At 72.1% G+C, this 14,153-nt stretch carries 15 protein-coding genes; 1 reads left to right on the top strand and 14 read right to left on the bottom strand.

Translation table 11 applies throughout. The features are described 5' to 3' along the window. Positions 1 to 10 precede the first annotated feature (10 nt). The 10 genes from AW271_RS00340 to AW271_RS00295 form a co-directional block, all read right to left on the bottom strand. Positions 11 to 310, bottom strand: a complete 300-nt coding sequence (locus tag AW271_RS00340) for a hypothetical protein (protein ID WP_157553832.1) — start codon at positions 308 to 310, stop codon at positions 11 to 13. 54 nt (positions 311 to 364) lie between these two features. Continuing rightward, positions 365 to 1,159 (bottom strand): tryptophan synthase subunit alpha, encoded by a 795-nt coding sequence (trpA, locus tag AW271_RS00335; protein ID WP_062330164.1) that lies wholly within the window; start codon positions 1,157 to 1,159, stop codon positions 365 to 367. A 13-nt stretch (positions 1,160 to 1,172) separates the two neighbouring features. Next, the gene (gene trpB / locus AW271_RS00330; protein WP_083976115.1) at positions 1,173 to 2,414 is read right to left on the bottom strand and encodes a tryptophan synthase subunit beta; all 1,242 of its coding nucleotides are present in this window, start codon (positions 2,412 to 2,414) and stop codon (positions 1,173 to 1,175) included. 14 nt (positions 2,415 to 2,428) lie between these two features. Then, the gene (trpC, locus tag AW271_RS00325) at positions 2,429 to 3,241 is read right to left on the bottom strand and encodes an indole-3-glycerol phosphate synthase TrpC (protein ID WP_062330162.1); all 813 of its coding nucleotides are present in this window, start codon (positions 3,239 to 3,241) and stop codon (positions 2,429 to 2,431) included. Between the two features lie 115 nt (positions 3,242 to 3,356). After that, the gene (locus AW271_RS00320; protein WP_062330160.1) at positions 3,357 to 3,761 is read right to left on the bottom strand and encodes a DUF2752 domain-containing protein; all 405 of its coding nucleotides are present in this window, start codon (positions 3,759 to 3,761) and stop codon (positions 3,357 to 3,359) included. 14 nt (positions 3,762 to 3,775) lie between these two features. Continuing rightward, complete coding sequence (locus tag AW271_RS00315; protein WP_062330159.1) at positions 3,776 to 4,381, bottom strand: DUF4190 domain-containing protein; 606 nt, start codon at positions 4,379 to 4,381, stop codon at positions 3,776 to 3,778. A 66-nt stretch (positions 4,382 to 4,447) separates the two neighbouring features. Next, positions 4,448 to 4,981, bottom strand: a complete 534-nt coding sequence (locus tag AW271_RS00310) for a Trp biosynthesis-associated membrane protein (protein WP_062330157.1) — start codon at positions 4,979 to 4,981, stop codon at positions 4,448 to 4,450. After that, positions 4,978 to 5,328 (bottom strand): phosphoribosyl-AMP cyclohydrolase, encoded by a 351-nt coding sequence (gene hisI / locus AW271_RS00305; RefSeq protein ID WP_062330155.1) that lies wholly within the window; start codon positions 5,326 to 5,328, stop codon positions 4,978 to 4,980. The genes AW271_RS00310 and hisI overlap by 4 nt, the downstream gene beginning before the upstream one ends. Before the next feature lie 48 nt (positions 5,329 to 5,376). Then, positions 5,377 to 7,155 carry an ABC transporter ATP-binding protein gene (locus AW271_RS00300; protein WP_062330152.1) on the bottom strand — a complete coding sequence of 593 codons (1,779 nt, stop codon included), beginning with the start codon at positions 7,153 to 7,155 and terminating at the stop codon, positions 5,377 to 5,379. Continuing rightward, on the bottom strand, positions 7,152 to 8,921 hold the full coding sequence (locus AW271_RS00295; protein WP_062332866.1) for an ABC transporter ATP-binding protein: 1,770 nt from the start codon (positions 8,919 to 8,921) through the stop codon (positions 7,152 to 7,154). Before AW271_RS00295 ends, AW271_RS00300 begins: the two co-directional genes overlap by 4 nt. 207 nt (positions 8,922 to 9,128) lie before the next feature. On the opposite strand from AW271_RS00295, the gene AW271_RS00290 reads away from it, so the two are divergent. Beyond that, positions 9,129 to 9,764, top strand: a complete 636-nt coding sequence (locus AW271_RS00290; RefSeq protein ID WP_062330150.1) for a TIGR03085 family metal-binding protein — start codon at positions 9,129 to 9,131, stop codon at positions 9,762 to 9,764. 36 nt (positions 9,765 to 9,800) lie between these two features. Here the strand turns inward: AW271_RS00290 and AW271_RS00285 are convergent, their stop codons facing one another. The 4 genes from AW271_RS00285 to AW271_RS00270 are packed head-to-tail and all read right to left on the bottom strand — an operon-like array spanning position 9,801 to position 13,994. Further along, the gene (locus AW271_RS00285) at positions 9,801 to 10,973 is read right to left on the bottom strand and encodes an SAM-dependent methyltransferase (RefSeq protein WP_062330148.1); all 1,173 of its coding nucleotides are present in this window, start codon (positions 10,971 to 10,973) and stop codon (positions 9,801 to 9,803) included. Beyond that, the gene (locus AW271_RS00280) at positions 10,970 to 12,166 is read right to left on the bottom strand and encodes an SAM-dependent methyltransferase (protein WP_062330146.1); all 1,197 of its coding nucleotides are present in this window, start codon (positions 12,164 to 12,166) and stop codon (positions 10,970 to 10,972) included. The genes AW271_RS00285 and AW271_RS00280 overlap by 4 nt, the downstream gene beginning before the upstream one ends. Then, complete coding sequence (locus tag AW271_RS00275) at positions 12,163 to 12,780, bottom strand: DUF1365 domain-containing protein (protein ID WP_062330145.1); 618 nt, start codon at positions 12,778 to 12,780, stop codon at positions 12,163 to 12,165. Before AW271_RS00275 ends, AW271_RS00280 begins: the two co-directional genes overlap by 4 nt. Then, on the bottom strand, positions 12,777 to 13,994 hold the full coding sequence (locus AW271_RS00270) for an NAD(P)/FAD-dependent oxidoreductase (protein ID WP_062330143.1): 1,218 nt from the start codon (positions 13,992 to 13,994) through the stop codon (positions 12,777 to 12,779). Before AW271_RS00270 ends, AW271_RS00275 begins: the two co-directional genes overlap by 4 nt. Positions 13,995 to 14,153 lie beyond the last annotated feature (159 nt).

Here is a 14,153-nt window from a genome sequence, read left to right as displayed (position 1 = left end):
CCGCCGACGACTACGGGAGGCAGACCGTCGGATCCGCGATCTCGATCCCGATCGCCGGCACCACTCCCGGCTTGGAGTCAGCGGGGAAGCCGCCGGGCCGCTGCCCGGACGAAGCAGGTCCCTCCAGAGGGAGGGGCCATTCCATCGCCCTCCTCAGCGCCGCCTCGTAGAGCGCGGAGCGCTCGGCGGCGCCGAGTGGCCGCACCCGGCACTCCGGAGGGCCGGCGGCGGCGAGCGCCGGAACCGCCGCCAACGCCAGGACCAGCAACGCCGCCGCACTTCGCGGGTTCACCATGATCGCCTCACTCACGCCGACGGCCGGCCACCTCACAGGTGACCGGCCGGCTGGCTTCGTACGGGAGAACTAGCGGCGGACGCCCTCCGCCAGTTCGGCGGCGAGTTCACGGACGGCCCGCAGGCCCTCCTGCTCGTTCGGCGCGTCGAGCAGGCGGCGGATGAAGGCCGAGCCCACGATCACGCCGTCGGCGTAGGCGGCGACCTCGGCGGCCTGGGCGCCGGTGCCGACGCCGAGACCGACGCAGACCGGGACCTTCGCGTGGGGGCGGGTGCGCTCGACCAGCCCGGCGGCGGCCGCGCCGACCGACTCGCGGGCGCCGGTGACGCCCATCAGCGAGGCGGCGTAGACGAAGCCGGTGCAGCACTCCGTCACGATCGCGATGCGCTCCTCGGTCGAGCTCGGCGCGACCAGGAAGACCGTGTCGATGCCGGCCGACGCGCTGGCCTCACGCCACGGCCCTGCCTCTTCGGGGGTGAGGTCGGGGGTGATGGTCCCGACTCCCCCGGCGTCGGCCAGGTCGCGGGCGAACCGCTCGGCGCCGTAGCGGTCGATCGGGTTCCAGTAGGTCATGACGAGGGTCGCCGCGCCCGACTTGGCCACGCCCTCGACGGTGCGCATCACGTCGGCGATGCGGGTGCCGTTCTCCAGGGCGCGGTGGACCGCGTCCTGGATGGTCGGGCCGTCCATCAGCGGGTCGGAGTAGGGCAGGCCGATCTCGATCACGTCGCAGCCGGCCTCGACCATGGCGGTCGCGGCGGCGATGGCGCCGTCGATCGTGGGGAACCCGGCGGGCAGGTAGCCCACCAGCGCGGCGCGGTTCTCCGCGCGGGCCTTCTCGAAGACCGTGGCAAGTGTCGTCATGGCTGGCTTCCGGCTACAGGTTGAAGTATTTCATCGCGGTCCCCATGTCCTTGTCACCACGACCGGACAGGTTGACCAGGATCGTGGCGTCGGGACCGAGGTCACGGCCCAGCTTGAGCGCGCCGGCCAGGGCGTGGGAGGACTCGATGGCCGGGATGATGCCTTCGGTGCGGGCGAGCAGCGCGAACGCGTCCATCGCCTCGGCGTCGGTGATGCCGTGGTAGGTGGCGCGGCCGCTGTCCTTCAGCCAGGCGTGCTCCGGGCCGACGCCCGGGTAGTCGAGGCCCGCCGAGATGGAGTGGGACTCGATGGTCTGGCCCTCGTCGTCCTGCAGGACGTAGGTGCGGCTGCCGTGGAGGACGCCGATCGACCCCTGCGTCAGGGTGAGGGCGTGCTCGCCGGTCTCGGCGCCCCGGCCCCCGGCCTCGTAGCCGTGCAACTGCACGCCCTCGTCTTCGATGAAGACGTGCATGATGCCGATGGCGTTGGAGCCGCCGCCGACGGCGGCGCAGACCGCGTCGGGCAGCTTGCCGGTCAGTTCGAGCACCTGGCGGCGGGCCTCGACCCCGATGATGCGGGCGAAGTCGCGGACGATGCCGGGGAACGGATAGGGACCGGCGACCGTGCCGAAAAGGTAGTGGGTGGAGTCGACGTTGGTCACCCAGTCGCGGAACGCCTCGTTGATGGCGTCCTTGAGGGTCTGGCTGCCGTTGGTGACCGGCACCACCCGCGCGCCGAGCAGCTTCATGCGGGCCACGTTGAGCGCCTGGCGCTCGCAGTCGACCGCGCCCATGTAGATGACGCACTCGAGACCCATCAGGGCGGCGGCGGTCGCGGTGGCGACGCCGTGCTGGCCCGCGCCGGTCTCGGCGATGACGCGGCTCTTGCCCAGGCGCTTGGTCAGCAGGGCCTGGCCGAGCACGTTGTTGATCTTGTGGGCGCCCGTGTGGGTCAGGTCTTCGCGCTTGAGGAGCATGCGGGCGCCGCCCGCCTGCTCGGCGAACCGGGGCACCTCGGTGATCGTCGTGGGACGGCCGGCGTAGGTGCGCAGCAGGTGGTCGAACTCGCGGATGAAGGCCAGGTCGGTGCGGGCCTTCTCGTATTCGGCGGCCACCTCGTCGAGGGCCGGGATCAGCGCCTCGGGCACGTAGCGCCCGCCGAACACGCCGAACTTGCCCCGCTCGCTGACGTCGCCGCCGGAACCGGCGCCGGTGAAGTCGGCGGGGGTGATGAGGGTGCCCTCAGAGATGGACATGGACGAGTCTCCGGTCACGACTGCCGTTCTTGGCGGGACGAAGGATGGGCGCCCGCGGTGACCAGGTCGTTCACCGCCGAACGCGGGTCTTTGCCGGTCACGAGGCTCTCGCCGACCAGCACCGCGTCGGCGCCGGCGCGGGCGTAGGCGAGCAGGTCGTGCGGGCCGCGCACGCCCGACTCGGCGACCCGGATGACGCCCTCGGGCACCTTCGGGGCGAGCCTGGCGAAGACCTCGCGGTCGACCTCGAGCGTGCGCAGGTCGCGGGCGTTGATGCCGATGAGCTTGGCGCCCGCGTCGACCGCGCGCTCCAGCTCCTCTTCGGTGTGCACCTCGACCAGCGGGACCAGCCCGATCGACTCGGCCCGCTCGATCAGCGAGACCAGGGCGTTCTGGTCGAGCGACACCACCATCAGCAGGGCCAGGTCGGCGCCGTAGGCGCGGGCCTCCCACAGCTGGTAGGCGGTGACGATGAAGTCTTTGCGCAGGATCGGGATGTCGACCGCGGCGCGCACGGCCGCGAGGTCGTCGAGGCTCCCGCCGAAACGCCGGCGCTCGGTCAGCACGCTGATCACGTGGGCGCCGCCGGCCTCGTAGTCGACGGCCAGCGCCGCCGGGTCGGCGATCGCGGCCAGCGCGCCCTTGGACGGGCTCGACCGCTTGACCTCGGCGATCACCGAGACGCGGTCGGCCTTCAGGGCTCCGTAGACGTCACGCGGAGCGGGTGCGCGCCGGGCGCGTTCCTTGAGCTCATCGATCGACACGGCCTTCTGCCGCTCGGCGAGGTCTTCGCGGACGCCCTCGAGGATGTCGTCGAGAACCGTCATCGGACCTCACCGCCCTTGCTGGCTCGTTCGCTCACGTGCTCCGGATCCCTCCAGGTCGACTGCGTCCTGCCGATGGTATCGGCCTTGCCGACGTCGGCCCGCCATCGGGTGCCGGTCACGGAGCCAGGAAAGCACCGTACGGCGTATTGCGGAAAACCCCGAACAACAAGGCCAGCGCGACGAACGACCAGACGGCCACGGGTGCCGTCAGGCGGGTCCGCAGCGGCCTCCCCCGCCAGGCGGACGAGAGCCACTTCGCCCACAGGTACACCAGGAACGGTGCGACCGCAACGAACAGCGGGTTGAACGACAACGCGCCGCCCACGTCGAGGCGGGTCAGCGCGTGGACCGCCCGCAGCGCGCCGCACCCCGGGCAGTGGAAACCGCTGACCAGCAGGAACGGGCACGGCGGGTAGTGGCCGGGCCGCGACGGGTCGACGACCGCGACGAAGGCGGTCGCCGCCGCGAGCAGGCCGCCGACGGACACCGGCAGCGCGACCGCGGCGGTTCTGGAGGTCATCGCCCCAGGTTAGATCAGGAGGTGGGGAAGTCCGTGGGGAAGTCGTAGAGGCTGGGGTCGCTCAGCTCCTGGGCGCTCTCGGCCAGGCCGACCAGGGTCAGCAGGGCCGCGCCGAAGATCAGCCAGAGGATCACCCACAGGCCGATGGTGATGTAGGAGGTCACCAGGCCGGCCACCGCGAGGCCGTGGCCGTCTTCGCCGCTGGTCTTGATGCGGCTCAGCGACATGTGGCCGAAGATCACGCCCAGGATCGCGGTCACGCCGCAGAACACCAGGCCGATCAGGCCCATCACGAGCGAGGCGACCGCCAGGCCGTTGGTGGGCCGGGGCGGGGCGTAGCCGTAGCCCGGCTGCTGGTAGCCCTGCTGGTATTGCTGGTCGTAGCCGGGCTGCTGGTATTGCTGGCCGTAGCCGTAGTCGGGCTGGCCGTAGCCCCCGGCGGGCTGGGTGTTCTGCGTCCCGTAGCCGGGCTGGCCGTAGCCGGGCTGCTGGCCGTAGCCGGGTTGCTGGGGGTGGCCGGGCTGCTGGGGATAGCCGCCCTGGCCGTAGTCCGGCTGCTGACCGTAACCCGGGTAGTTGCCTGGGTCCCCCGTGTCGCCGGGCTGGTTCCCGTAAGTCATGCGACGACTGTAGCGACGGGCGCCGACATCCCCATCAAATCAGGGCAACCTGAGGACAAGTTGTAATCAGGTGGGATCGTCTCCGCGATCGATGGCATCCCACATCGACCGTTCGGAAGCCGGCCTCTTCCGGTCGGGGCGGTCGTAGCGGGACGACATGCCCGGCCAGTTCCCGCCCGAGACCGCGGCCCACAGACCGCCCGCGACCAGCAGCAACCCGCCCAGGCCGGTGATCCACGGCCACATGGTGACGTCGACGGACGCGCCGGGCAGGTCGGCCGACTCCAGCAGCAGGACGTCGTCGAACACCCGCGTCACCCCGACCACGACCGCTCCGCCGCAGACGGCCACCAGCACGCCGATCACCTGCCGGAGGACGCCCTTGGTGGCGAGTACGGCCACGCACCCGGCCAGCGCCGCCAGCACGACCGGCGTGATCACCGGCGCGACCTCCGCGCCGGGGACGTCGTGGACGGCCTCCGGGTTGGCCGGCCCGGTGGGCGCGAGCAACTGCGCCCACACCCGGCCGCCCGCCAATAGGGCCAGCGCCCCGGCGGCGGCGCTGAGAATCAGCCAGGCGTAGAGCGCGCGGCGGTTCATGATCCCTCGATCACCGGAAGCACGTCGTCATCGAAGCAGGTGCGGGTGCCGGTGTGGCAGGCGGGGCCGCGCTGGTCGACCTTGAGCAGGATGGTGTCGCCGTCGCAGTCGAGCGCGGCGTGCCGGACGTGCTGCACGTTGCCCGAGGTCTCGCCCTTGACCCAGTATTCGCCCCGGCTGCGCGACCAGTAGGTGGCCCGGCCGGTGGTGAGCGAGCGGTGCAGCGCCTCGTCGTCCATCCACGCGAGCATCAGCACCTCGCCGGTGTCGTGCTGCTGGACGACGGCGGGCACCAGCCCGTCGCCGGTGCGCTTGAGCCGGTCTGCGATCTTCGGGTCCAGGGACATATGACCATTCTGCCGCAGCGACCAGCGACAACGGCACAACGATGATCATCAACTTCGGGTGGCGCTCGCCCAGGAGGCGTGCAGGTCGGCGTAGACGCCCGGCTCCGCGAGCAGCTCGGCGTGGGAGCCCCGCTGCACGATCTCGCCCCGGTCGAACACGAGCACCTCGTCGGCCGCCTCGGCCGTCGAGAGGCGGTGGGCGATCGAGACGGCCGTGCGGCCCCGGGTGACGTTGTCGAGGGCGCGGGCGATGCGGACCTCGGTCGCCGGGTCGACCGCCGAGGTCGCCTCGTCGAGCAGCAGCAGGTCGGGATCGGCGAGGTAGGCGCGGGCCAGCGCGACCAGCTGGCGTTCGCCCGCCGACAACGACTCGCCGCGCTGGCCCACCGCCGTCCGCAGCCCGCCCGGCAGGCCGTCGAGCCAGTCGGCCAGGCCGAGCTCGGTCAGCGCCTCGGCGATCTCGGCGTCGGTGGCGTCGGGACGGCCGAAGCGGATGTTCTCGGCCAGGGTCGAGTCGAACAGGAAGCCGTCTTGGGGCACCATCACGATGCGCTCGCGCAGCGACGTGAAGCGCAGGTCGCGCAGGTCGACGCCGTCGACCGTGACGCGGCCCCCGACCGGGTCCATCAGGCGGGTGAGCAGCTTGGCGAAGGTGGTCTTGCCCGAGCCGGTCTCGCCCACCACGGCGACCCGGCGGCGCGGCGGGATGACGACGTCGACCCCGCGCAGGACGGGCGGGCCGTCGGGGTAGGCGTAGCCGACGTCCTCGAACGCCACGGTGATCGGGCCGCGCGGCAGGGTGACGCCCGCCTCGCCAGGGTCGGCGACGTCGGCCGGGGTATCGAGCACGCTCAGCACGCGCCGCCAGCCGGCGATGGCGTTCTGGGCCTCGTTGAGCACCTCGGTGGCGGTCTGCAGCGGCGCGATGAACAGGGTGATCAGGAACAGGAAAGCGACCAGGCGGCCCGGGGTGATCGACCCGCCGACGCCGAGCAGCACGCCGACGACGACCACCCCGGCGATGGCGATCGAGGCGACCAGCTCGGTGATCGGGAAGGTGAAGCCGATGATCTTCTGGGCCCGGGTCTGCGCGGCCCGCTGGGCGTCGACGGCGGCGTCGATGCGGGTGGCCGTGCGCTCCTCGGCGCCGTGGGCCCGGATCACCGCGCTGCCGACGACCGACTCGCTGATCGCGGCCAGGGTGTCGCCGGTGCGCTCGCGCACGGTCAGGTAGTTGCGGGCCACCATGCGCTGGAACCTCGGCAGCGCGAAGACCAGCGGCAGGAACAGCGCCCACACGAGCAGGGTGAGCTGCCAGGAGTAGACGGCCATCAGCACGGTCGCGATCACCAGCTGGCCGCCGGCCACGATGATCAGCAGGCCGCCCCACTGCATGAAGGTGCTGATCTGGTCGACGTCACCGGTCACCCGCGACACCAGGGCTCCCCGGCGCTCGGTGTTCTGGGTCAGCACCGACAGGTCGTGGACGTGCCGGAACGCCTTGCCGCGCAGTGTCGCCAGGCCCGACTCGGTGGCCCGGTAGAGCCGCACGTTCATGGCGTAGCCCGCCAGCGCGGTCAGCAGGATCGCGGCCGCGCAGGCCAGCACGGCGTTGCGGATGAACGGCAGGTCGGGCGCGGAGCCGCTGAGCCCCTGGTCGATGACCTGCTGGATGGCGATCGGGACGATCACCTTGCCGACGGTGGCCAGGATCGCCAGCCCGAGGGTGACCCCGAGGCCGCGGCGGAACTCCGGCGACAACCGCAGGCCGTGGCGGATGGTCTCGAGCGCGCCGCGCTCGACGTTCTGCAGCGTCTGGGTCGTCACGGGGCCACGGCCTCCTCTTCGAGGGCCGTGTTCTCGGCCTCCTGACGTTCGTAGGCCGTCACGAGATCGCGGTAGCCGGCGCAGCGGGCCAGCAGGGTCTCGTGGGGGCCGTGGTCGGCGACGGTGCCGTTCTCGATGTAGACGACGTCGTCGGCCAGGGAGATCGTGGCCATGCGGTAGGCGATCACGATGACCGTGGCGTGCTGGTCGCGCAGGCCGAACAGGATGCGCTTCTCGACCTGCGGGTCGACGCTGGAGGTGGCGTCGTCGAGGATCAGCAGCCGGGGCTCGCGGGCCAGCGCGCGGGCCAGGGCGAGCCGCTGGCGCTGGCCGCCCGACAGGGTGGTGCCGCGTTCGCCGACCCGGGTGTCGAGGGCGTCGGGCAGGGCGCTGACGAACCCGTCGGCCTGGGCCAGCCGCAGCGCGGCCCACACCTTCTCGTCGGAGACGTCGGCGCCGAGCGTGATGTTGCCCCGGACGGTGTCGTCGAACAGGAAGGTCTGCTGCGGGACCAGCGAGACCGCGCCGCTCACGCCGTCGCGCCCGACCTCGCGCAGGTCGACGCCGTCGATCGCGACCGCGCCCTCGTCGGGGTCGACCAGGCGGGCCAGCAGCTGGGTCAAAGTGGACTTGCCGGAGCCGGTGGGCCCGACCACGGCGACCGTGCGGCCCGGTTCGACGGTGAAGCCGACGTCGCGCAGCACCGGCACGCCGGGCTCGTAGGCGAAGGAGACGTCTGTGACGGTCAGCTCCGCGGGTCGGTCGGCCGGCAGCTGGGCGGAGCCGTAACTCATGGAGCCCTCGGCCTGCAGCACCTCCTGCACCCGGGTCCAGCCCACGACGGAGCGGGGCAGTTCACCCAGCACCCACCCGAGCGCCCGCACGGGGAAGGACAGGAGCGTGAACAGGTAGGACACCTGGATCAGCTCGCCGGCGGTGACGTCGCCGGAGGCGAGGCGATAGGAGCCGAACAGCAGCACGGCCAGCACGCCGAGGGTCGGCAGCGCCTCCAGCAGCGGGTCGAACATGCCGCGCACCCGCCCGGCGGCGATGTTGGCGTCGCGCAGCGCGGCGGCCCGGTCGTCGAAGCGGGCCGACTCGGCGTCTTCGCGGCCGAGGGTCTTGACCACGAGCGCGCCCTCGAAGCTCTCGTGGGCGACCTCGGACACCGCCGCGCGCAACTCCTGCGCCCGCGTGGCGAGCGGCGTGAGCTTGCGCTGGTAGACGAGGTTCAGCAGGGCGATGGCCGGAAAGATCAGGAAGCCGACCACGGCGAGCACGGGGTCGGTCAGCACGATCGCGACGGCGGCCGCGACGAGCATCACGATCACGCCGACCGCCATCGGCAGCGGCGCGAGCGGCCCCCAGGCGGCCTCGGCGTCGGAGCTGGCGTTGGAGAGCAGCTGGCCGGTCGGATGGCGGTGGTGCCACGACAGCGGCAGGCGGAGGAACTGGCGGCCCAGCGACCGCCGGAAGTGGGCCTGCATGCGGTATTGGTGGATGCCGGCCATGATGCGCCGGCCCATGATCCCGAGCGCCTTGACGGCGGCGACCCCGATGATCAGCGTGGCCGCCAGCGCCAGGGTGCCCCCGGTGGCGTCGCCGTCGCGGAAGGCCGGGAGCACGGCGTTCTCGGTCGCCCAGCCGAGCGCCCACGAGGAGAGCACGGTCGTCACGCCGTAGACGGCGCTGGCCAGGACCGCCCCCGTGAAGATCTTCGGTTCGGTCCTGACGGCGTGACCGATGACGCGGAACCCCTGGCGCATGACCGCGGTTGACACCTTGTCGGGCACTCGGGTTCCTTCCGTTCGGGTGGTTCGGGTTCGACCATACAAACGACGGCCGACAGTCGGGATCGGGCCAAGGTCTGACCACGGCCCGGGCCCATGGGCGTAGGGCCGGGAAAGCCCACGTGGGGAAATCACGACGATCACCGCTCTTATTCCCGCCGGGCGGGTGCTTAGGGTTGAGTCATGAGTTACGCCCGCGCGGAACGTGCCGCCATCACCGAACTGCTCGACGATCTGGGGCCGTTCGCGCCCACCCTGTGCGCGGGCTGGGAGACCGCCGACCTCGCCGCCCACCTCGTCGTCCGGGAGCGGCGGATCGACGCCGCCGCCGGGATCGCGGTGAAGTTCCTGGCGCCCTACACGCGCACCGTGCAGGAGCAGGTCCGGGCACGTCCCTACGCCGAGCTGGTGAACGAGGTCCGCCAGGGTCCTCCCCTGTGGACGCCCTACGGCCTGATCCCCGGCCTCGACTCGGCGGTGAACACGATCGAGTTCTTCGTCCACCACGAGGACGTGCGGCGTGCCCAGGCGGGCTGGGAACCCCGCGAGCTCCCGGCCGACCTCGACGACCTGCTGTGGAAGCGCGTCGCCGCCGGGGCCCGGGTGTTCTTCCGCAAGTCGCCGGTGGGGGTGGTGCTGCGCCGGGCGGGCACGGGGCAGAAGGCGGGGGCGAAGATGTCCGACCCGGCCGTGGTGGTCACGGGGCCGTCGCAGGAGCTGCTGCTGTTCGCGTTCGGCCGGCAGGACCACGCGCGGGTGGCGCTCGACGGGGAGCCGTGGGCGGTGGAGAAGCTGATGGGGGCCCGTCTGGGCATGTGACCGGGACGGCAGATCAACCGGATCGGCTACGACACCTCACGAGGGGCGGGCCAGGGTGATCTGGTGGACGGACATGCGTCCCGACTCGAACGCCAGCCCGCCTCCCACCAGATAGAGCCGCCACACCCGGGCGATCTCCTCGCCCACCAGGGCCACCGCCTTCTCGTAGTGGGACTCGAAGGTGTCGTACCAGGCCCGGACCGTCTTGGCGTAGTCCTCCCGCATGCCCTCGACGTGCAGCACCTCGAAGCCGGCGTCCTCGAACATGGCGACGGTCCGCCCGACGGGCCGCATGTGCATGTCGGGGGCGATGTAGCGCTCGATGAACGGCCCGCCGCCGGGGGCGTTGGCCCCGCGCGACATCTGCTGGATCACGACGCGGCCGCCCGGGCGGACCAGCCGGAAGAGGGTCGCGGCGTAGACCGGGTAGTTCTCCTCGCCCACGTGTTCGCCCATCTCGATGGAGGAGATCGCGTCGTAGGGGCCGTCGGCGACGTCGCGGTAGTCCTGCAGCCTGACCTCGCCGCCGCGGGCCCGGACGAACGCCTGCTGCTCGGCCGCGATCGTGACGCCGACCGACTCGGCGCCGTACTCGGCGGCGTGCAGGACCATCGAGCCCCAGCCGCAGCCGACGTCGAGGTGGCGGGCGCCGGGCCCCAGGCCGAGCTTGTGGCACACGAGGTCGAGTTTGCGGCGCTGGGCCGCGGCGAGGTCGTCTCCGGGCTCCCACTTGGCGCATGAATAGGCCATCGAGGGGTCGAGGATCAGCGAGTAGAAGTCGTTCGACAGGTCGTAGTGGTGGGAGATGGCCTCGCGGTCGCGGCCCCGGGTGTGCAGGCGGCCGCGCAGCCGGGCCTCGCTCGCGGGGATCGGCGGGCGGGGGCCCGCGACGCCGAGCCCGAGGAGGGCGCGCGCGCCGCGTGCCAGCTCGCCCAGGCCCGGACCGCCCGAACCGGCCGCCCACACGCGCCGGAACCCGTCGGCGAGGTCGCCCTCGACGTCGAGGTGGCCGCTGACGTAGGCGCGCGCGAGCCCGAGCTCGCCGGGGGCCCACAGCAGGTGGCGCAGCGCCATCGGCGATCTCAGCACCACGACGGGCGCGTCGGCGGGGCCGGCGAAGCCGCCGTCCCAGGTGCGCAGCCCGACGGGCAGCGCCCCTCCGAAGAGCCCGGCGACCGTGTCGGCCAACCGGCCGGCGACGAGTGTCACGACCGACCCCTTTCCAGAACGAACTGCCGCACGTTCAGATAACCCGACCGGAAACCGGCCTCCGAATACGCCAAGTAGAAGATCCACATCCGGTGGAAGATCTCGTCGAAGCCGAGCCGGGAGATCTCCGGCCGCCGGGAGCAGTAGCGTTCCCGCCACAACCGCAGCGTCTCGGCGTAGTCGCCGCCCATCTCGTGTTGCCCGGCGATCCGCAGCGGCCCGAGGTTCTGCTCGATGGCCGTCACGCTCGGCAGCAGCCCGCCCGGGAAGATGTACTTCTGGATCCACGTGTACGTGTGCCGCGAGGCCACCATCCGGTCGTGCGGCATCGTGATCGCCTGCAGCCCCACCCGCCCGCCGGGGGCCAGCAGCCGGTCGAGGGCGGCGAAGAAGACCGGCCAGTAACGCTCGCCCACCGCCTCGATCATCTCCACGCTGACCACCGCGTCGTACGACCCGGACGCCTCCCGGTAGTCGCACAGCTCCACCGAGACCCGGTCGGACAACCCCGCCTCGGCCACCCGCTCCAGGGCGAAGGCCCGCTGCTCGGCCGAGATGGTGATGGTCCGGACCGCGGCCCCGCGCCGGGCGGCCCTGATCGCCAGCGCGCCCCAGCCGGTGCCGATCTCCAGCACCGTCGAGCCCGGCCCGACCCGGGTCTCGTCGAGCAGCCGGTCGATCTTGGCGTGCTGGGCCGCCTCCAGGTTCTCCCAGGTGGCCGCAGCGTGGAACAGGGCGGCCGAATAGGTCATGGACGGGTCGAGGAACTCCGCGAACAGGTCGTTCGACAGGTCGTAGTGCCGCTGGACGTTCCTGCGGGCGTTCTCCACCGTCCCCTCCTCGGAGCGGGGGTGCCGCCGCGCCCACACCCCCCGCAGGCGCTGCAACGGGGCCGGGATCAGCGACGCCAGCTGGGTCGCCATCACGGTCAGCACCCCGGCCAGGTCGTCGGCCTCCCAGTCGCCCGCCATGTAGGCCTCGCCGAAGCCGATCAACCCGTCGGCGCCCACCCGGGAGAAGAAGTCCTCCGCCCGCACCACCCGCATGAGCGGGCCCGAGGGGTCGCCGAGCACCTCCCCGTCGGGCATCAGGACCTGCAACGGCAACCGGGCCACCGCGTTGCGGAACAGCTGCCGGACCACCCGTACCCGCAGGGGCGACCGTGGGGGTGTGAGGGCGATGGCGTGCGTCATGACGTTTCTCTCTTTCGGGGTACGACGGGCAGCCCGCGCAAATAGAGGGCGATGCCCTGACGCCGGATCCGCGCCCCCACCAGCAGGGGCGCGAGCCGGAGCCGGTTGCGCAGCGTCGGCGCCACCCGCCGGCCGCGCACCGTCGCCACGAAGGGCGTGCCTTCTGGACGGTGCAGCGTCACCGCGAGGTCGAGCCGATCGCCGGGACGGGGCAGCCGGAGCGTGTAGCGGCCGTCGACGGGGTGGAAGGGCGAGACGTAGAACTCCTTGCCCGTCTCGGCGCGGCCGTGGGCGTCGGGGCGGAGCAGGTAGCGGTGGCGTCCGCCGTAGGTGTTGCGGACCTCGGCGACCACGACGCCGGTGTCGCACCAGTAGACGGTCAGGGGGTTGAAGACGTAGCCGAGCGTGCGCCGCCCGGCGAGCATGACCACCTCGCCCGCGCGCTCGCCGTGCTCGGCCAGGAAGGCGTCGAGCTCGCTGCGGGCATCGGGGTCGAAGCCGCGGGGCGGGTCGTCGAGGTCCACGAGCCACAGGTAGCCGTCGTAGGTGAACTTGTGGCGCAGCGGCGAGGACCGCACATGGGTGATGGAGCAGCGGTACAGGGCGGGTGTCACCAGCGTGCCCCCAGGTTCTCGGCGGCCGTCAGCCCGGACCGGCAGCCGTCCTCGTGGAAACCCCATCCGTGGTACGCCCCCGCGAACGCCACCCGGCCGTCCGACAGTCCTGGCAGCAGCTTCTGCAGGGCGACCGTCTCGGGGGTGTAGACGGGGTGCTCATAGTCCATCCGGGCGATGACATGTTCGGCGGGCACGTCGTCGCCGAGGGTGACCAGATAGCGGGTTCCGGTCGGCAGCCGCTGGAGGCGGGTCATGTCGTAGGAGACGCGTACCGACGAAGGTTCCGCGGCGCAGCCCGACATGCGGTAGTTCCACGACGCCCGCGCGCCCCTGGCCCGGGGCAGCGCGCTCGTGTCGGTGTGCAGCACCGCGGGGTTGCGGGAGTAGGGGAGACCGCCCAGGACGCGCCGTTCCAGGTCCGTGGGGGCGGCCAGCAGGGCGAGGGCCTGCCCGGGGTGGGTGGCGACCACGGCGGCGGCGTAGGAGGCGGTCTCGTCGCCGTCGTCGCGGATCTCGACCGCGTCGGCGTGGCGTCTCAGTTCCCGTACGGGGGTCGCGGTGCGCACCGCCGTCAGCCCCTTGGCCACCTTCTCGACGTAGCTGCGGCTGCCGCCGGTGACCGTGCGCCACTTGGGGCTGCCCGAGACGCTGAGCATCCCGTGGTTGGCCAGGAACGTGAACAGGTAGCGGGCCGGGTAGCGCAGCGCGGTCGCGGGCGGGCACGACCAGACGGCGGCCACCAGAGGGGTCAGGAAGTGCCGCGTGAAGTAGGCCGGGAAGTGCCGCGTGACCTCGCCGAGGGTGCGGTCGTCGTCGGTCTCCAGGAGGGCGCGCGCCATGCGGTGGAACCGGGGCACGTCGGCCAGCAGCCGCAGGTAGGCCGCCGAGGGCCGGCGGGCCAGCAGACCGGTCACGCCCTTGCCGCCGGCGTATTCGAGGCCGCAGCCGTCGCAGCGTACCGACATGCTCATGTCGGACTCCTGGGTGGCCACCCCCAGCTCCCGGAACAACCGCGTCAGATGGGGATAGGTGCGGTCGTTGTGGACGATGAACCCGCTGTCGACCGCCAGCCCCGCCACGTCATGGGTGTGGGCGTGCCCTCCGAGCCGATCGTCGGCCTCGTAGAGGGTCACGTCGTGTGTGGCACGCAGCACGTGAGCAGCGGTGAGCCCCGCCACCCCGCTGCCGATGACCGCTACCTTCCGGCGCACCTGACCTCCCTTTAAGAGGTCCTTCGAAGCTAAGGGCCCTTCGGATTGGCGTGGACCGGAGTTTTTCCCGGGGCGCGTGGGGCAAGCGGGCGGGACCACGTTCGCGCCAAACCACGCCCACGGCCGGGACCGATGGGGCAGAGTGATGGCACTGCACAC

Source organism: Herbidospora sakaeratensis, assembly GCF_001570525.1.
Classification (GTDB): domain Bacteria; phylum Actinomycetota; class Actinomycetes; order Streptosporangiales; family Streptosporangiaceae; genus Herbidospora; species Herbidospora sakaeratensis.
This window is presented reverse-complemented; position numbering and strand designations above follow the sequence as displayed.

What these genes read in the sequence shown, in the direction of transcription:
- trpA (WP_062330164.1), bottom strand. Translation starts at nt 1,159, where the DNA reads ATGACGACACTTGCCACGGTCTTCGAGAAGGCCCGCGCGGAGAACCGC.
- trpB (WP_083976115.1), bottom strand. Translation starts at nt 2,414, where the DNA reads ATGTCCATCTCTGAGGGCACCCTCATCACCCCCGCCGACTTCACCGGC.
- trpC (WP_062330162.1), bottom strand. Translation starts at nt 3,241, where the DNA reads ATGACGGTTCTCGACGACATCCTCGAGGGCGTCCGCGAAGACCTCGCC.
- AW271_RS00320 (WP_062330160.1), bottom strand. Translation starts at nt 3,761, where the DNA reads ATGACCTCCAGAACCGCCGCGGTCGCGCTGCCGGTGTCCGTCGGCGGC.
- AW271_RS00315 (WP_062330159.1), bottom strand. Translation starts at nt 4,381, where the DNA reads ATGACTTACGGGAACCAGCCCGGCGACACGGGGGACCCAGGCAACTAC.
- AW271_RS00310 (WP_062330157.1), bottom strand. Translation starts at nt 4,981, where the DNA reads ATGAACCGCCGCGCGCTCTACGCCTGGCTGATTCTCAGCGCCGCCGCC.
- hisI (WP_062330155.1), bottom strand. Translation starts at nt 5,328, where the DNA reads ATGTCCCTGGACCCGAAGATCGCAGACCGGCTCAAGCGCACCGGCGAC.
- AW271_RS00295 (WP_062332866.1), bottom strand. Translation starts at nt 8,921, where the DNA reads ATGCGCCAGGGGTTCCGCGTCATCGGTCACGCCGTCAGGACCGAACCG.
- AW271_RS00290 (WP_062330150.1), top strand. Translation starts at nt 9,129, where the DNA reads ATGAGTTACGCCCGCGCGGAACGTGCCGCCATCACCGAACTGCTCGAC.
- AW271_RS00280 (WP_062330146.1), bottom strand. Translation starts at nt 12,166, where the DNA reads ATGACGCACGCCATCGCCCTCACACCCCCACGGTCGCCCCTGCGGGTA.